The following is a 16,327-nucleotide window of genomic DNA, read 5'->3' as shown; positions in this document are numbered from 1 at the left end:
GTGTTTAGCCAAATAAGGCAGCGATGACCAGCATCGCAGGCAGCGACAGGAAGGTAGTGAGAAAGACCGTATCTCGGGCCACGGTTTCTCCTACCTCATAGGTGGCGGTATAGTTATACACATTCTGCGCCGTGGGCAACGCCGCCAAAATCAACGCCGCGTATAGCTCCGCGCCGTCGAGGCCCAGCGCTGCGCCCACGGCCAGCGCAAAAGCGGGCATGCCCACCAACTTCAACACCGTCGCGGTAATGGTGGCCAGACGGTCTTCTTCCAATAGCCCGTCGCCCTTTAACGAGGCACCAAAGCTCATCAGGATCATAGGAATAGAGGCGCCACCCAAAATCTCCAGCGGCTTCATCACCACATCCGGTACTTGCCACTGCGCCGCGGAGACAATAAATCCGGCCACCGCAGCCAACACCACCGGCGCGGTAACCCCCGAGACCACGGAACTCCAAATCGATCGCAGGCTCGTCCCCTGCGCATTAAGCCCCGCAATGATAAACGGGGAGAGCACCGCCATCTGGAGAACCAATGCCGGGATGACGTAGGTGGCATCACCAATGACATAGGTGGCAATGGGCAGGCCAATATTGACCGAGTTGTAATAGCTCGCCGCCGCGGCACCCGCCATGGTTTCGGCGCCGCTGCGTGGAAAGAGTAGCCGGCTGCACAGCCAATACAACAGCATGGTGGCGACGGACGCAGCGGCGATCACGGCCACCACTGGGGACGCAAACGCGGAGGTATCGGATGTAGCCACGCTGGAGAAGATAAGTGCCGGCGTGGCCGCCCAGAAGGCCGTGCGATTGAATTGCAAGCGCGCCTCGCCCTTGCCAATAACACCCCTGTGGGCTAGCACAAACCCGACGCCGATGACTACGAAAATAATCGCAAACCCGGTCAATACGTCCAGCAACAGTCAACAACCTTTCGCAGTACTCCAAAAATGCGCGGTGAGGATATTGTCCCACCATCCGTATTTGCTCAAGAACACAGGGACCATAACAAAGTTGTATCGAATTGCCTGCGCAGCCCGGAAACTCCTTCCGAACTGCCGGCCACTTATGGCACGGTGGAGGGCATGAAGCTTTCTCACCGTGCAACCGTAGCCGCCCTGTCCACCGCTCTTGTCCTTACTGGTACTTCCACCGTGGCCTCTGCTCAGCCGGCCTTGCCGCCGCAGATTCAGCAAGCTTCTTCGCAGGCTCAGCAGCTTTCTTCTGATCCTCTCGCTGCTGTGAAGGATTTCCGCGTCACCTTGCCACCGCAGGCCTATGAGCTGGCCGAGAAGTACAATATCTCGCTGCCAGAATTCCTGGCCAAGCCGGCGGGCCACGCGCCCAAGGTCGCTGGCGAGTTGGGGGCCGCCACCACCGCCCACCTCGAGAAAGCTGGTCACCGCAAGGACGCCCACGCCACCGCCATCGCCCAAGAATGGGCCAACCAGGGTGCCGCCGGCAAGCTCGACTACAAGGGCGGGGTAGCCCACGGCCTGAATCACAAGGACGAAGGACAAGGTTCTGTTCACCGCCTTACCGAGCAGCAAGCGCAAGACCGCCTGAACTGGTTCAACCGCGATGTTCCAGTCAATGCTGGTTCCCCGCACGGCTTCGGCGTAGCAACTGCTTATGACGGAACCTACATCTACGTTGCGGAGTTCTTCCTCAACTAAGCCTTTTTCTACTAGCCCCGATTTCGCCGCATTCGTGGCCTTCATCTGCAACGATGATGAAGCCGTACGGTGCCGGTAGAATCGGGGCATGATTTTGATCAACGTACAGTTCCACGTTAAGCCCGAATACGCAGAGACCTTCCTCGATGAAATCAATTGGTACACCGAGGCCTGCAATGCAGAGCCGGGCTGCATCGACTTCAAGTGGTTCCGCGATCCAGAAGACCGCCAGCGCTTCCTGCTGCTGGAGTCTTACGCAGACGGCAAGGACGTAGAGCACGTCCAGAGCGAGCACTTCCAGCGCTCCTGCGAGGAATTCCCGAAGTACCTCGTGGAAACCCCGGACATCATTAACGTTCACATCGAAGGCCGCACCGGCTGGGACAAGATGGGCGAATTTTCCGTCGACTAATCCCAACGAATAAAGCTCGCCCTCTACCGCAATGTAGAAGGCGAGCTTTTTCTATGCCTAAGCGCACCAGCACCCTTCGCGCTCACCGGAAAGTTTGCTCCGCTAGCAGCAGCATCCGCAGTGAGCGCGAAGGGCGGGGAGGGGAGGGAGCTAGGCGCTTTCCGACGCCCCTCCTCGCGCCTTCCATTGCTTTACTGCGGCACGCACTGAGAGGACACAGTCTTGTCGCCATTCGAGTACTGCTTTAGAGCGTCGTAGAAGGCATCCGAGTACTCGCCGGTGCGTTCTGGCATTGGATGGACGCCATCGGAGTAGAGGATCTCCGGGTTGCTCTGTGCATGTCCGCACCAGTCCGCGACATATACGTTGTCGTATTCCTTGGCTGCGTCGAGGACATCCTGTTGGGATTGGGCCATCCATTCGCGGTCACCATAGGGAACAGCCATGACAATAGTGTGGTCTTCGCCGATGATATCTAGCGCTTCCTTGATCTGGTCCGGGAAGGCAGGGCCGTTAGTACCAAACCCGAGGAAGACGGTATCGCGCAGCTGGCCGGAGTCCTTGAGCTGCTGCAGAATCTGGATACCCGCAGTGTAGTGGCGGGATACGTCTGCATCGACGTAAATCTGCGGGAAACGTTGCTTGAGGGCGCCACTAGAAGCCAGCATCACTGAGTCGCCGACAGCAGTGATGTCTTTGCCCTGCGGCATCGGGCGGGTCTTCTTATCCTTCGCGGCAGCCTTATCATCGTTGTCCTCAGCAGGCGGCTGTGGGGCAGTGTTGTTCGGTTGCGCCGGGGCATTGTTGCTGCTCTGGTTCTGCTGCTGAAGCTGCTCCAGCTGCTGCTCCAACTCGGTCTTATCGCTGGAATTAATAACGCCGTAGACTACGCCGGCTACAGAGGCAATGACCAGGAATGGGACTACCGGCCACATGGTTTTGCCAAAGCCATCGCGCAGTTCGCTAAATCCTGGGCGGGAGGACCAGTAGGTCTTCCACGTCTTCTTATAGCCGCCGCGGCGGAAAGGATTCTCAATGAACTGATAGGAAATCTCGGACAGGAGCAGCGATATAGGCACGGCTACAAGGCCTAGGATCCACGACTTATCGGAGTTCTGGTTGCCCTCGAAAAGCGCCTTGAGCATCATGATGACCGGCCAGTGCCAGAGATACAGCGAGAAGGAACGCTGGCCAAACCAGCGCATGACCTTGGTCCTAAAGAGCGGGGTCATCGGACCGTATTCGCGAACCACGCCCCACACCATTAGGACACCAAGCACGCTAGTGAGGAAGAGTCCACCCCGGTAGGTGATCTCTGCGTCATCCGGCATGAGGAATAGCTGGGCACCGTAGCCGATGAGCGCCAAAGTGCCGATGATTCCGGCGATGCGCGATTCGGCTTTGCCTGCTGCTGCCCACGAATCCGCCTGTGGGTCGGACTTGGTAGAGGTCATCAGCAAAGACAGCACGGCGCCAGTGAGCAGGCCGAAAGCATGGGTATCAGTGCCGTAGTAAACGCGCGTCGGGTCTTCACCCGGCACGTAAATGAGCGCCATGGCCACGGCGGAACCGATAGCTAAGACTGCGGCTACGAGGATAGGAAGCCGGCGCGGCTTACGGCGAGAAATCAGGAAAACGCCGGTGATAAGAAGCGGCCAGATGACATAGAACTGCTCCTCCACGGCCAACGACCAATAGTGGGCAAAGACCTGAATCTCATTGTCCGCAAAGTAGGACTGGGAGGTGGCGATCTGGGTCCAGTTATTGACAAAGAATAGAGTTCCCAAGAACTGCTGGCGCAAGCCGACCGCTAGGTCTCCGCCTATCCATGCCACCAAAGCGGTACACATGACTAGGACAGATACTGCAGCCGGGAGGATGCGTCGGAATCGGCGCACCCAGAAGTCCTTCAAGCTGATTGTGCCGGAGGTACGGAATTCGCGCACCAGCAACGAAGTGATGAGGAATCCCGAGAGGACGAAAAAGAGGTCAACGCCCAAGTAACCACCGGGAAGCAGGGAAGGGAAGAAGTGGTACAGCACTACGGCAATAACCGCGAGGCCGCGCAGTCCATCCAGCCCCTTGACCTGGCGCAGGCGGGCGTGGCGCTTCTTCTTAACGACCTTGCTCTCTGGCGGCGTAGCCAGCACTTCAGGGTCCTTGGCCTGCTTTTGTAGCGGATACTTAGACTTAGTATCTTTCTGCGATGCTGGCTTCTGCGCAGCTTGTTGTGGCTGGCGCGGTGCCGTCTTTGCCTGTGGCTTTTCAGGGGCTGGATGTTGCTCCTTCGACGGCTGTGCCTTCTCCCGCTTCTTCTCAGCGGCGGCAGCGGCGGCGGCCGTACCCGCTTCAGCTGCTGCAGCGCCTGTCGCTGCGGACTTGCCTGCCTTTGCAGGCTTCGTGTTCGGAGCGGCTTGAGGCTCGGCCTTCTTCGGCTGGGACGGATCAGGCTGTTGCTTTGCCTTAGGCTTTTGGGCAGCTCGCGACGGCTTTTGCTGAGCCGGGGTAGGAGTGCCCACCTGCTGCGATTTGCGAGCCAATCCGCGACTGATATCGGAGGGCTTAACCTCCGGGCGGCGCTTGGTTACCTTCTTGGCCTCGTTCTGAGGCGTCGCCTCCTTTGCCTTCGGCTGCGGCTGTTGCTTCTGTGCCTGTTGCTTGGGCAGTTTGTCCTTAGAGGGTGCGCCTTGCTGCGATTTCGGCTGGACTACCTTGTTTCCATTGTCGGCAGTCTGGTTCTGCGCCGCCCCAGCTTTCTGCTGGGATGCATCGGCTGCAGTCTTTGGCGCAGCTACCTTCGGCTTGGGGGCAGTGGTGCCTTTCTTTGGCGCTGGAGTGCTAGGAGCCGAGGCCTGTGGGGCAGCCTTTTGCTTTGTAGTGCTGGGAGTACGCGCTGGTCCTTGGCCCTTGGACGGTTGCGAGGGCTTCGACGGCTGCGCATCCTTCTTCGGTGCTGGTTGCGGCTGCGGTTGCTGCTTTGTCGAGTTTGCCGGCACGCGCTTGGGGGAGCGTGGCTTCTGCGCTTGCTGCTGGTCTGTGGCCGGCTTGGCATTAGCCGGCTGGGATTTCTGTGGCTTTGCCGGTTGCGGGGAAGCCTTCTTCGCGCTGGAAGAAGAGGATGGCTTGGGTGCCTGCTTCGGTTTATCGGCGCTGGGGCGAGCCTGCTGTGCTGGCTTTACCGTGCCTTTCTGAGGGGGTTGGGTGACAGGCTTCGCGGCCGGCTTCGGGGAAGTACTGCGGGTAGAAGGAGTCTTTGGGGAATTCTTAGACGGGGTGGTGCTAAAGCTTGCGCCGCGGCGTGGTCGCTGAACCGGTTCGTGCGCTTTGCGCTGTGGCTTCTTGTCTTGAGCGGGGGAGTTTTGTTGCTTTTTAACAGCCGCTTTGGGGGAGGATTCTGCCTTGTTTTGTTGTGCAGCGGATGGCTTGGCGGCAGAACCTTGGGCTGCAGGCTTGGCCTTTGGCGCCTTGGCTGCAGGAGATGGCGAGGTGGACTTAGCCTGCTGCTGTTTTGCGGAAGTGGTCTTGCTTGCCTGGGATTTTTCGGTGCTGGGCCGAGTAGTGCCTTTAGCTGCGGGCTTGGCGGCAGGCTTCGCATCTTTCGGCTTGGCAGCAGCAGGCTTGGATTCGGATGCCTGTGCAGGCTTCGTCGGAGTGGGCTTGCGCGCGGGTGTTTGTTTGGCTTGGTTCTTGGACTCGCTGTCCTTATCGGTGCGGTCCTGGGGCTTGCCCTTCGGCTCGGTGGATTGTGCGCCTGTGGCGGATTCGGTGTTGGTCGATTTCTGGGGCGCAGAATCCTTGTTTTTAGGGGCCTGGGGCGCACTGGTAGAGCCAGCTTTGGGCGGTACTGGCTGATAGACCGGTGTGCGTGGTTCGTTCGAACGCCCAGGTTTCTTCTTCCCCAGCAGTGAGCGCAAAATTTGCTTCACAAAAACTCCCAAAGCACTACGTATATTTTCTAAACGGACTATTTTAGCCTGCGCACCAGCACTTCTCTCCTTGCGGGGGAGTAAAGGTGCGGCGCGCGGGGCGGAGGCGAAAATTCGAGTCTAAGACTCTTCGCTGTCAAAAAGCTGACGCAGAACTGTCATGACCCCATATTCGGTATTGGGTGGGGCAATGCGATCGGCGATTTCCTTTAACTTTGGGTGCGCATTTTCCATGGCGATGGCGGTGCCTGCCTCACGGAGGAGCTCGTAGTCATTGAGGAAATCGCCAAAAGCGGCGGTACGAGGCATAGGAACCGAGAGGAGCTCGGCCATGGTTTGTAGTGCTACGCCCTTATTGACGCCAGCGGCCATGACATCGAGCCATACGGCACCAGAGATGGCGATATTGTGTTCCGGTACGGCCGCAAGAAGGGGCTGGTGGAGGTGCTTTTCGCTGCCGTCGGCGCAGTAAGCGGCGATTTTGATGATGTCTGCATCCAATAGCGCATCGAGGTCATCTACCCATTCCACTGACCTGTAGTACTTGGCTATCTCAGCACGGGCCTGTTCATCGGCGCCTTTGTGCACATAGGCGGTATCCGGCGTGCACAGCACTACGGTATGCGGGGTCTCGACGGACTGGAGTGCGGCCATGGCGGCGCGCACAGCTGCGCTGGGCAGGGTAGTGGCGCTGATGACGCGGTTATCGTGGACGACCACGGAGCCATTTTCTGCAATGAAGGTGTCTTCGTGCGGAAACATCTCTTGCAGGGTGGCGAGCTGGCGGCCCGAGGCGGGTACTAGGGTGACGCCGAGCTGGTGGGCACGGGTGCTGATCGCAGCGAAATCTGGTGGAAGCTGGCCGTTGCCGTCCAGTAGGGTGCCGTCCATATCCAGGGCGATGAGCTGTGGGAGCAAAATTCCGAACCTATCTGTGAATTGGCTGATGGTGGATAGGTGCATGCGTTCTGTGTCACACTAGGGGTTATGACTAATACTGCACCTATCATTTCCTCAATCCGTAACCATACCGGAGTCATTGAGCTCAACCGCCCCAAGGCTCTCAATTCCCTCACCCCGGAAATGATCCACCTCATTGCGGAGTCGCTGGCGCAGTGGCGCGACAATGATGAGGTGGAACAGGTGCTGTTTACCTCGACTAGTTCCAAGGCATATTGCGCCGGCGGCGATGTTCGCTACGCCCGCGAAGGGGTCAAGGAGGGCAAAGTGGATGAGGTCGATGCTTTCTTCGCCACCGAATACACGTTGAATGGTGATATTGCGGAGTATCCCAAGCCCGTCGTGGCGCTCATTGATGGCATTGCTATGGGAGGTGGTCTGGGCATTTCCGCCCATGGGTCCCACCGCGTGGTTACGGAGAAAGCCTTTGCCTCCATGCCAGAGATGAATATTGGCTATGTCACGGACGTGGGCATGGCCTATGCCGCCCAGCGGGCGGTGGGAACGCGCGGGAAGGCTTCGGCCGAGTTGGCGAAGTTCTGGGGGATTACCGGCTACCGCCTGTATGCCGCAGACCTTCTGTGGAGCGGGCTGGCCACCCACTATGTGGCGGACGGCGAGGCCTTTGCTAGTGCGGTTATCGAGCATGGACTAGCCACTGCGCTATCCCAGCACGCCACCGCACCTAGCGGCGAGGCCCCCTTGGCCGAGCTTATCGACGCCATCGAGGACGCCTTTTCCCACGACACCTGGCAAGACATCACCACGGCCCTGGAAAAGTACCCAGAGCTTAAACAGCAGGTAGACAAGCTGACCGCGCAGGCCTGCCCGACCTCCATCGTGGCGGCCATGGAGCTATTCCGCGCCGAGCAGGAGTGCAGCAGCATCCGCGAAGCGCTAGATATGGAGACCAACCTGGGCGCCTATATGTACCGGCGCGGGGACTTTGCCGAGGGCGTGCGAGCGGTCTTGGTGGATAAAACCAACGATGCGGCATTTGAGCCTGCCGCGCTTGCCGACGTCGACGTGGACGCCCTCCGCAGCGCCCTACACCTCCACCCCGCGAAATGATCCATAGGCGGCGCGGGCGCGATCGGCGTTGATCCATGAGGGAGGGGGCACCGCCAAAGTAGCTTCGGTCGCGGCTGGCGTCGGCTCAGGTAGGTGCAGCTGTGGGGCGTCGAGGAGGACGAGGCCCACGCGGGCGTCGGCAAGCGTAGTGCCCGCCAGCGTCCAGATCCCCAAAATGGGCAAAGCTAGGTGCGGCAGCTGGTGCCCGCGCGCCAGCTGAAGCGGAAGGTGCGGGCGCGCCAGTTCGGGCACGGCCTCGTCGATACCAAAGCGCGCTAGGTTTCCTGCCAACCGCGCCGCCGCGGTGTCCTTGAGCTGCGGATCCGCCCAAGCCCACGTGAATTCCTCGTCAGAAATGGTCGCGATAAGCACCGCATTGGTCGCAATCTGCCCGCCACGATAGGACACCGTGGCGGTGGCCTTATCCACATCGAGTTCTACCGTGGCATCTGGGAAGCTGCCTTGGAAAAACATTTGGCTTTCGGTGCTTAAATAAAAAGCATCCTCCAAGACACGCGCGGCCGCCATGCCCGGGGTGATGCCGGAAATCTTGTGTACCCCGGGGCTTGGCTGTTCAAAACGCACCGTGGTGCCATCAGAAAAATGCAGGTAGGGCTCTTCCTCGGTGGACTCCATGTCTAGGTAGCGGGCGAGTGCGAGGGCCGGCCCCTTCTCGTCCATCTCCGCACTGCTGTGTTGGAGACCGTGCAGCAAGGTCTGGCGAAAGTCCAGGTAGGGGTGGAAATCTACCGCAACGATGGCCACGTGATCGCCCTGCTGGGCGCGCAGCACCGGCATAGTGCCCACGATGAGGGAGGCATAAGCAACCATGCGGTCAATGTCTGCGCTGGCCGTACCTGACTGCGGAAGGTCAGCAAAATGCTCGGTCGCAGAGGTAGTCCAGTGCCAGGTGTCTGCGGCGATGACGGCTAGGCGCACGCCACGAAAATCCGCCACGTGCTGCGCGGAGCTTACCCGTACCTCCACGAGTTGGTCGGTGGCATAGCTTCCTTCGCTATCGCCATCCGAGGGCCCGAGGAAATTAAATTCCACATCGGTCGCCTCCCCGATGCGGTCTTGAAATGCGGCATTAACGCCCGCTTGAATGAAGCGGGCGTCTTGCGCGGTGCTCGATATAGGGGCTGTCTTATCCATAACTATTGCCGAGCATACGGATTAAAGCGCCCATTAGGCTAGCTAGTCGATGGCACGCACGGTGGCAAAGGCTGTGCGAACTATCTCATGCTTTGTGTGAGCGTCCAGTGATTCTTCGGCCTGGGAGAGGCGGTGGATTTCTTTCATGCTCATCGCACTGGCACCCGCACACGCTTGGAGAATGACCGCGATTTCAAAGCGCGACTTATCCGGGGCGCGTTGGTGGAAAGCTTCCAAAACTTGGTCATCTACGACTTGGAATTGTTGGCGCTCTTTCGAGGTATGGCTCAAGTTTTCTAAAGCCTCGCCAATGGTGAAAAGAGAGGTAAAAGAATGTAGCTCTTTGCCCTCGTTTTCGGCGGCATCGAGCGTTACTTGTTCGAGGAATTCAGAAATGGATGAATTAGGAAAGACAGTGGGTACTTCCTTGGAAAACTTGGCAAGCACATCGGTGCTAAAGGACAGTAGCGCATCAGCCACCGAGGAGAAGTAGTTGTGAAAGGTGCGCGGGGAGACCCCGACGGTCGCGGTGATGCCGGAGACCGTGGCGGCTTCGGTACCGCCGTCGAGGACGAGGCGCGCTGCCGCATCGGCCATGGCCTGACGCGTAGCTCGCTTCTTTTCTTCGCGCAGACTAGTCACGGTGTGTCTCGCCTACTTTCTCTCGTTGGGCGCGCAGGAGTTCCTCGCGGTCAGAGTGCAAGGCCTCGCCTTCGATGTCCATGTTAGGGGTGATCTTATCCAACCAGTGCGGGAACCACCATGCCTTCTTATCCAGCACAAACATGGTGGCTGGGATGATCATCATGCGGACCACGAAGGCGTCGATAAGCACGCCCGCAGCCAGCGCAAAGCCCATGGTCTTAATGAACGGCTCGTCCATCAAGATGAAGGCGGCGAAGACGGAAATCATAATGAGGGCCGCGGCCGTGACCACGCGGGCGCCGTGCTTGAAGCCATTCGAGGTGGCGTTGCCGGCCGTCTTGCCATTGACAAATCCCTCACGCATGCGGGTCACCAAGAAGACCTGGTAGTCCATGGCTAGGCCGAAGGTAAGGCCGATGAGCATGATGGGCAGGAAGGAAAGCAGCGGCTGTGGGTCGTCGACGATGCCGAACATGCCTTCTTGCCAAATGGCCACGGTGATGCCGAAGGTCGCGGCCATCGACAAAGCGAAGCCGGCCGCGGCGATGAGCGGCACCCAGATGGAGCGGAAGACCAGCATTAAGACGATGAAGGCCAGGCCCAGCACGATGGCTACGTATGGGATAAGCACGTTATTGAGGCGCTCAGAAATGTCATCGAAGATCGGGGTGATACCGGTAATGCCGTAGGAACCGCCGGTCTTTTCAAACTCACCCTGGTAATCGCGCAGGTGGTTAAGGGTTTCGGTGGTTTCCTCATCGGTTGCACCGGTGGTAGGCGTGATCATGATCTGCGCAGCATCACCGTTGTCCGTGGTCTGCACGATCTGGGCGTTTTCTACGCCGTCGTTGCCATTGATCTCCTGCAGGAGGTCCTGGAAGGCCGGCATGCGGTCCTGCTCAGGGACATCGGCCACATCAACGAACGCGATCATCGGGGCATTGCGGCCAGGGCCAAAGGCGTCTGCCGTGATCTCATAGGCCTCGCGCTGCGGGGTGCCGGGCTTTGCGGTGCCATCGGTAGGCATGGCCAGGCGCAGCTGGGCAAATGGTACGGCCAGGATGCCTAGCAAGACGACGCCCGCGATAAGGTGCAGCCACGGGTGGGCACGCACGCGGCGTACCCAGCGCAGGCCCATGGTGGGCTTTTCGTCCTCTGGGTCTGGAACCTTGGGGCCAGGTACGCGGCCGGCGAAGATCTTGGTGCCCAAGAGTCCCAGCAGGGCAGGGATGAAGGTATTGGCAACCAGTACGGCGATGATGACCGTAGCCGCAGCAGCGATGGCCATGGTGCCCAGGAACGGGATGCCGATAATGGTCAGCGCGGCCAAGGCGATGACCACGGTGGTGCCGGCGAAGACAACGGAACCGCCCGCGGTGCCCAGCGCCATGCCCATGGCGTGGGCACGGGTGGCCTTATCCATCTTCTTGAGCTCTTGGGCCAGTTCCTTTGGCGAAAGATCGTTGAGGCCAGAGGAAGTGATGAGCTCGTTGCGGAAGCGGTTGACAATAAACAGCGCGTAATCGATGCCGACGGCCAGGCCAATCATGGAGGCCAACGTCGGGGTCATATCGGAGATGGTATCCGTAAAGACCGTGGATACCTGCACGCCGAGGATGCCGATGCCTACGCCGATGATGGCGGAAATTAGCGGCATACCAGCGGCCACGAAGGAACCGAAAGTAATCAGCAGCACGATTGCGGCGACGATGAGGCCGATAATCTCGGCGCTGCCACCCATCTCTTGACCGGCGGAGCTAAAGGCATTGCCCTGGTATTTCACGGTGAGGTCACCCTCGTCGTACTTATTGAGTACGTCCGTGACCTTGGTCATGTCCTCTTCTGGGATGTCCATGACGGTTTCCGCATCAAAAGTGATGGTGACGGTGCCGGTGGACTTATCCTCGCTCAGAGGGGAGAGCTGCTGCAGGTTCTTGTGAATCTGCTCGTCTGGAATGCGCTGGACCTTCATCTTTTCGCCCATTTGCTTTTCCATACCGGCTGCAGCCATCACCGGGCTGACCAGTTTGTCCTGGTCCTTGAGCGCGCCAGTGTCCTTGAGCTCGCCAAGGAGGTCATCTACCTCGCCGGCTACCTGCTTATCGGTGAGGTTCTTCCCCTCTGGCGCTTGGATGACCACGGTGCCTTCGGGTGCACTCATGGCATCGGTATCTTGGCCGAAGCGCTCCATCATCTTGTCCTGGGTGGTGGTGGAGTCCATCTCCGGCATGGAGAAATTAGGGTTCGGGGCCTTGGCAAAGCCGGCGGTAAGTCCCGCCATGGCCACCAAGACGATGAGCCAAAAGGCTAGGAAGGGCCACACCTTGCGGTAGGACCAGCTACCTAGCCGGTAGAGGAATTTAGACATAAATATGCTTTCTTGTGCAGTATGCGTGCAATTCTGTGCGCGCGAAGATGTATAAGGAATCCGTGGGGAGGAGGAATGTGCACCCCGTGCGGAACATTGCATAGTGTACGCAAAATTACGGAATGTGCGCAAAGACCTGTGCGGTGGACCATAGGAAGCTGCTCGTGAGATATAGGTCTTGTACCCTCAGGCGTATCGGCGATGGCGGCATGGGGCGGTAGACTGACCGGCATGCTCCACGCCGTTAGTTTTGCCCTCCTGGATTCCGTCAATGCCTTACTCATCGGAATCCTCGTGGCCATTGGCATCATCTTGCCCCGCGGCAAGTACCGGCGCATTGCCTCCTTAGTGGTGATAGGAGACTGGATGGGAGTCCTCGCCGCGGCGGCCGTGGTGATGTTTGTGCTGCTGGGAGTAAAAGACCAGATCGAGGCCATTTTGAGCTCGCCCGTTGCCGGCTGGGTACTTGTCGCAGTCGGCATCGCGGTGGGGTTTGGCTCGTGGCGCTCTCAAGGCCAGCCCAATGCCTTGGTAAATCGGCTGCTCGAGCCGTTGCGTACTCCATCGCTGCTTACCGCGATCATCGGTTTCATTATGGGCGTGGTGCAATCGCTGACCTCGGTGCCGTTTTATTACGGACTCATGCACCTGGCTACCGAAGACATCGCTCCGGCCGCTCAGTACGGCGGCTTGGTGTGGTACGCCAGCCTGGCTTTGTCCCTGCCCACTATCTGTGGTCTTTTTATTGCGGTGGTGCGCGCGCATCCCGAATCGGCCGCCGGCCGTCTTTTTGCCGCGGCGCGCGCCAATAGCACCCAGGTGGCGCTCTTCGGCGGCTACCTCGTGGCGGTCTTCCTCATCCTTATGGGCGTGCTTTCCCTTTAATCAAAGGTGACCTCATCCAGGCTCAACGCCACATCGGATTGGCTGCGCGCGCACTCCACGTAGCGGGCAGCATGCGCAATGAAGGCCTGTGATTCCTCCGGGCTGAGCTCGCGGCGCACCTTGGCCGGCACGCCGGCGGCAAGGCTCCGCGGCGCAATGGTGGTTCCTTCCAGTACCACGGCGCCTGCCGCGATGAGCGAGCCGGCACCAATAGTGCAGCGCGAGAGCAGCGAAGAGGACATTCCCACCAGGGAACCGGCCTCCACATACGCGGCATGGACCATTGCCATGTGTCCCACCGTGACATCATCTTCTAGTACGCATGGCGTGTCTTCTTCTACGTGGAAGACGCAATTGTCCTGAATATTGCACCTAGCGCCAATGCGAATCGCGCCCACGTCGCCGCGCAGTACGCTGCCATAAAAGACGGAGGAATCCGGGCCGATTTCTACATCGCCAATGATGGTGGCATTGGGCGCAATCCACGCACTGCGGTGGATGCGTGGCTTCTTTCCCGCACAAGGCAAAAGCAGCATGTCAGTCCTTTCGAGGAAACTATTCCACCACCACGGCGACGGCGGGGGAAAGCTCGTAGTCGCCGGGGTAGGGGAGGTGGTCTACGAGGGCGTCGGCAAGCGCGGGCGTAAGCGGAATGACCCAGCCGCGCCGGGGATCTTTGATGGGCAGGGCTTCCTTGTTTGTGGCGGCAAAATGAACCGTGGCAGCGGGAGAGACCAAGGTAGCGGATTCACGGGCGCGGGCTACCTTCAGCAGTACCTCCGCGCCGGGCTGATTAGTGACCACAATGATAAGTGGGCCAGCGGTGTGGATTTCCAGTTTTTCTACCCGTGCGGTGGGGGCGGTGAAATCGGGGTGAGCTAAGCGCGGGCTCTGCGCGCCGGTAAGTCGGGCGAGGGCGTCTTTTAATCCCATAAGCCCTTAGTCTAACCTGACTTAGGTCATGGGCGGGTGAGTAACGTCACTCTTGACACTGTTACCTGGTGGTTTTGTTTGTGGGGTGGGATTTTCCGCACTAAGTGGGTAGTTCTGGGGTGTTCAGTATTCTGATTTTGGTGAGTCCTTATATTCGCACCGTCAAGACCGCCTCAGGAGCGATAGCGGTGCACGTGGTGTTCTCTGAACGCAAAAGTGCGAAAAGAATGAAGCATATCGGCTCAGCGCATTCAGAGTCTGAGCTTGTGCTTTTGCGGGCTGAGGCTCAACGCATCGTCGATGGTGACCAACTCGCAATGGACTTCGGCGAGGTTACACACCCCACCGGCAACAGGCAGTGTTTCCAACCCGCTGCCGGTAGCCGGTCAGCGGGCTGGATACTTGCTGGACTGTATTGATGCGTGTTTCAACGAGCTAGGCCTTGCAGCAGCAAGCGGCGATGATCCGGTGCTTCGTGTTCTGGTGCGTGCCCGGATCATCCATCCCAGCTCAAAGCTGGATTTCATCGAGACTCTTGTCGAGGTTGGCATCACCAGCGCAAGCTACCGCACCATCCAGAGGCGTCGTTCCTCCTTCGCCACCGAATCGTTCGGGGAGATACAAACCCAAGCGTTGGCCCATCATGTAGGTATTGGGCCAGGCGCATTTATCTTGTACGACGTGACCATCTTGTACTTTGAAGCCGGTACTCCTGATGAGCTTCGCAAACCCCTATTTTCCAAAGAACGCCGTGTGGAGCCACAAAACCTTGTCGGGCTGCTTACTGATGCCACCGGTTTTCCACTGCATGTGGGGCGCGTTTGCTGGCAACTCGGCATAAACCCACACGATGCTACCGATGATCACACGGTTCCAAGATGCCGACCGGCTCGACGAGGTTTCCGTCGTTGCTGATGCGGGCATGGTTTCAGCGGCGAACAAGCAAGCACCCATCGATGCAGGTCTGCACTACATTTTGTCGGTGAAACCTCCACCGTGCCTGAGGTGATTGAAACCTGGCGGCGGGAAAACCCCGGTGAAGACTACGCCCACGGTCAGATCTGGACACAAGCCTCGGCTGGGACAACGGCGCTCATGATTGGCGGCCAGCCCCCGTTGGCGCGGCGAGCCTGGCTGAGGCCGTAACGGATCTCGTGGCTGCCGGTGCTAGCCTGCTGGGGGGTGCTGCCGCGTGGGGCCACTGAGATACGCCAGCTGCGCGCTTCCATCCTTCGCGCAACAAGCGGTTCCTCTGGACAATAGCGAAGGAATACCAGGACAACCCCAATGCACGGGGATACAATATTGCTATGAAAAAGTCTTCTTTCCTCGCAGCATGCGCTGCGCTCCTCGTCGCATCTCTGTCCGTACCCGCCGCCAACGCCGAGTTGACCCAGACTGAGCGGGACCAATTCCGTACCGACCCCGTTGGCGCGATTGCCTGGCAGGCCATCAAGGGCTCTTCCGAGTATGTGCGTGCCGATGGTGACACCATGATGGCCGCGTCCTTCTTCTCCATGACTTCGCCGGGCGACGACATCGGCCTGCCGGCCTTGCAGAACTGCGCCGAGCGGGTCGGCTCCTCTGCTCCGGTGGGTGGCGTGCGCTACGTGGCGGCTGCCCTGTGCGCGACCTTTGACCCGACCACACGTGGCGAGGTGCAGCGCGCGAACCTCATGTACGCGCCGCTGGGTTAAACCGCGCTTTATCGAGCCGCACGGTGGTTGCGTCAGGGTGCGTTGAATCGCGCTGCGTCAGGCAGTGCGCAGCGCGTTCGATTTGGTGGAATGCTGCAAGGAGGGATGATGCGCAAGCACGTGGTGATCAAGGGAGTCTCGAGCTGCGGTAAGTCCACGGTCGGGGAGTTGCTGGCGCAGCGCACCGGCCTGCCTTTTCGGGATGGGGGCGATATGCATCCGGCGGCGAACATCTAGAAAATGGCCTCGGTGCAGGCCCTTGACGACGTCGACCGCAAGCCCTGGCTCGAGTCCTTAGGCCGCTTTCTCGCGGACCAGGACGCCGGTGCCATTGTGGGCTGCTCCGCGCTCAAGCGCTCCCACCGCGACTTTATCGATACGATCTTTGTGGGCCTGCACGGCTCTTATGAGCTGCTCAAGGAGCGCATGAGTCAGCACTCTGGGCACTTCATGCCGGTCGTCCTTCTGGACTCGCAATTCGAGACACTCGAGGAACTGCAGCCGGGGGAAGCGGGCATCGTGCTGGATGTCAGCGAGTCCCCAGAGGAACTTGCCACCGCGGCGGCCGAATACTTACGGGGTTAGCTGGCGCTTCCCGAC

The 16,327-nt window shown here is 59.4% G+C and carries 14 protein-coding genes and 1 pseudogene; 7 read left to right on the top strand and 8 right to left on the bottom strand.

From position 1 onward, the window contains the following. Positions 1 to 4: 4 nt before the first annotated feature. Positions 5 to 919, bottom strand: coding sequence for an AEC family transporter (locus MHY08_RS04450; protein WP_204609741.1), 915 nt, complete (start codon positions 917 to 919; stop codon positions 5 to 7). A 165-nt stretch (positions 920 to 1,084) separates the two neighbouring features. On the opposite strand from MHY08_RS04450, the gene MHY08_RS04445 reads away from it, so the two are divergent. Then, positions 1,085 to 1,675 carry a hypothetical protein gene (locus MHY08_RS04445; protein ID WP_239235532.1) on the top strand — a complete coding sequence of 197 codons (591 nt, stop codon included), beginning with the start codon at positions 1,085 to 1,087 and terminating at the stop codon, positions 1,673 to 1,675. An 88-nt stretch (positions 1,676 to 1,763) separates the two neighbouring features. Continuing rightward, on the top strand, positions 1,764 to 2,087 hold the full coding sequence (locus MHY08_RS04440) for a putative quinol monooxygenase (protein ID WP_005323747.1): 324 nt from the start codon (positions 1,764 to 1,766) through the stop codon (positions 2,085 to 2,087). Positions 2,088 to 2,278: 191 nt separating this feature from the next. Here the strand turns inward: MHY08_RS04440 and MHY08_RS04435 are convergent, their stop codons facing one another. Together MHY08_RS04435 and MHY08_RS04430 are read right to left on the bottom strand one after the other, a co-directional pair. Next, positions 2,279 to 6,013, bottom strand: a complete 3,735-nt coding sequence (locus MHY08_RS04435) for an acyltransferase family protein (RefSeq protein ID WP_239235531.1) — start codon at positions 6,011 to 6,013, stop codon at positions 2,279 to 2,281. A gap of 120 nt (positions 6,014 to 6,133) precedes the next feature. Beyond that, entirely contained in the window at positions 6,134 to 6,976 is an 843-nt protein-coding gene (locus MHY08_RS04430) for an HAD family hydrolase (protein ID WP_239235530.1), read from the bottom strand. Between the two features lie 24 nt (positions 6,977 to 7,000). On the opposite strand from MHY08_RS04430, the gene MHY08_RS04425 reads away from it, so the two are divergent. Next, complete coding sequence (locus MHY08_RS04425) at positions 7,001 to 8,044, top strand: 3-hydroxyisobutyryl-CoA hydrolase (RefSeq protein ID WP_239235529.1); 1,044 nt, start codon at positions 7,001 to 7,003, stop codon at positions 8,042 to 8,044. Here MHY08_RS04425 and MHY08_RS04420 read toward each other — a convergent pair. From MHY08_RS04420 to MHY08_RS04410, 3 genes are read right to left on the bottom strand one after another with little or no spacing between them, the layout of a single operon-like run. Next, positions 8,021 to 9,199 (bottom strand): DUF6882 domain-containing protein, encoded by a 1,179-nt coding sequence (locus MHY08_RS04420; RefSeq protein ID WP_239235528.1) that lies wholly within the window; start codon positions 9,197 to 9,199, stop codon positions 8,021 to 8,023. The genes MHY08_RS04425 and MHY08_RS04420 overlap by 24 nt on opposite strands. 42 nt (positions 9,200 to 9,241) lie before the next feature. Further along, entirely contained in the window at positions 9,242 to 9,841 is a 600-nt protein-coding gene (locus MHY08_RS04415; protein WP_239192743.1) for a TetR/AcrR family transcriptional regulator, read from the bottom strand. Beyond that, entirely contained in the window at positions 9,834 to 12,212 is a 2,379-nt protein-coding gene (locus tag MHY08_RS04410) for an MMPL family transporter (RefSeq protein ID WP_239235527.1), read from the bottom strand. Before MHY08_RS04410 ends, MHY08_RS04415 begins: the two co-directional genes overlap by 8 nt. 231 nt (positions 12,213 to 12,443) lie before the next feature. Here MHY08_RS04410 and MHY08_RS04405 point away from each other — a divergent pair, with 231 nt between their 5' ends. Then, entirely contained in the window at positions 12,444 to 13,097 is a 654-nt protein-coding gene (locus MHY08_RS04405) for a hypothetical protein (protein ID WP_204609722.1), read from the top strand. Here MHY08_RS04405 and MHY08_RS04400 read toward each other — a convergent pair. Continuing rightward, the gene (locus MHY08_RS04400; RefSeq protein WP_239192737.1) at positions 13,094 to 13,633 is read right to left on the bottom strand and encodes a gamma carbonic anhydrase family protein; all 540 of its coding nucleotides are present in this window, start codon (positions 13,631 to 13,633) and stop codon (positions 13,094 to 13,096) included. The two genes, MHY08_RS04405 and MHY08_RS04400, sit on opposite strands and share 4 nt — an antisense overlap. Before the next feature lie 19 nt (positions 13,634 to 13,652). Next, on the bottom strand, positions 13,653 to 14,030 hold the full coding sequence (locus MHY08_RS04395) for a hypothetical protein (RefSeq protein WP_239192734.1): 378 nt from the start codon (positions 14,028 to 14,030) through the stop codon (positions 13,653 to 13,655). Positions 14,031 to 14,330: 300 nt separating this feature from the next. On the opposite strand from MHY08_RS04395, the gene MHY08_RS04390 reads away from it, so the two are divergent. The 3 genes and pseudogenes from MHY08_RS04390 (at position 14,331) to MHY08_RS04380 (ending at position 16,312) form a co-directional block, all read left to right on the top strand. Next, a complete protein-coding gene (locus MHY08_RS04390) occupies positions 14,331 to 14,945 on the top strand; it encodes a hypothetical protein (RefSeq protein WP_239235525.1) in 615 nt (204 codons plus the stop codon). A 395-nt stretch (positions 14,946 to 15,340) separates the two neighbouring features. Continuing rightward, a complete protein-coding gene (locus MHY08_RS04385; RefSeq protein ID WP_239192727.1) occupies positions 15,341 to 15,727 on the top strand; it encodes a hypothetical protein in 387 nt (128 codons plus the stop codon). 108 nt (positions 15,728 to 15,835) lie between these two features. Beyond that, positions 15,836 to 16,312: pseudogene (locus tag MHY08_RS04380) on the top strand (gluconokinase). Positions 16,313 to 16,327 lie beyond the last annotated feature (15 nt).

It is taken from the genome of Corynebacterium sp. ACRPJ (assembly GCF_022347345.1).
GTDB lineage: Bacteria > Actinomycetota > Actinomycetes > Mycobacteriales > Mycobacteriaceae > Corynebacterium > Corynebacterium tuberculostearicum_D.
The sequence above is the reverse complement of the archived record's forward strand: the minus strand, read 5'-3'. Positions and strand labels throughout refer to the sequence as shown.

Bases quoted from the DNA above. Each gene is read 5' to 3' on its own strand.
- MHY08_RS04445 (WP_239235532.1), top strand. From the start codon at position 1,085: ATGAAGCTTTCTCACCGTGCAACCGTAGCCGCCCTGTCCACCGCTCTT.
- MHY08_RS04440 (WP_005323747.1), top strand. From the start codon at position 1,764: ATGATTTTGATCAACGTACAGTTCCACGTTAAGCCCGAATACGCAGAG.
- MHY08_RS04430 (WP_239235530.1), bottom strand. From the start codon at position 6,976: ATGCACCTATCCACCATCAGCCAATTCACAGATAGGTTCGGAATTTTG.
- MHY08_RS04425 (WP_239235529.1), top strand. From the start codon at position 7,001: ATGACTAATACTGCACCTATCATTTCCTCAATCCGTAACCATACCGGA.
- MHY08_RS04420 (WP_239235528.1), bottom strand. From the start codon at position 9,199: ATGGATAAGACAGCCCCTATATCGAGCACCGCGCAAGACGCCCGCTTC.
- MHY08_RS04410 (WP_239235527.1), bottom strand. From the start codon at position 12,212: ATGTCTAAATTCCTCTACCGGCTAGGTAGCTGGTCCTACCGCAAGGTG.
- MHY08_RS04405 (WP_204609722.1), top strand. From the start codon at position 12,444: ATGCTCCACGCCGTTAGTTTTGCCCTCCTGGATTCCGTCAATGCCTTA.
- MHY08_RS04400 (WP_239192737.1), bottom strand. From the start codon at position 13,633: ATGCTGCTTTTGCCTTGTGCGGGAAAGAAGCCACGCATCCACCGCAGT.
- MHY08_RS04395 (WP_239192734.1), bottom strand. From the start codon at position 14,030: ATGGGATTAAAAGACGCCCTCGCCCGACTTACCGGCGCGCAGAGCCCG.
- MHY08_RS04390 (WP_239235525.1), top strand. From the start codon at position 14,331: ATGGTGACCAACTCGCAATGGACTTCGGCGAGGTTACACACCCCACCG.
- MHY08_RS04385 (WP_239192727.1), top strand. From the start codon at position 15,341: ATGAAAAAGTCTTCTTTCCTCGCAGCATGCGCTGCGCTCCTCGTCGCA.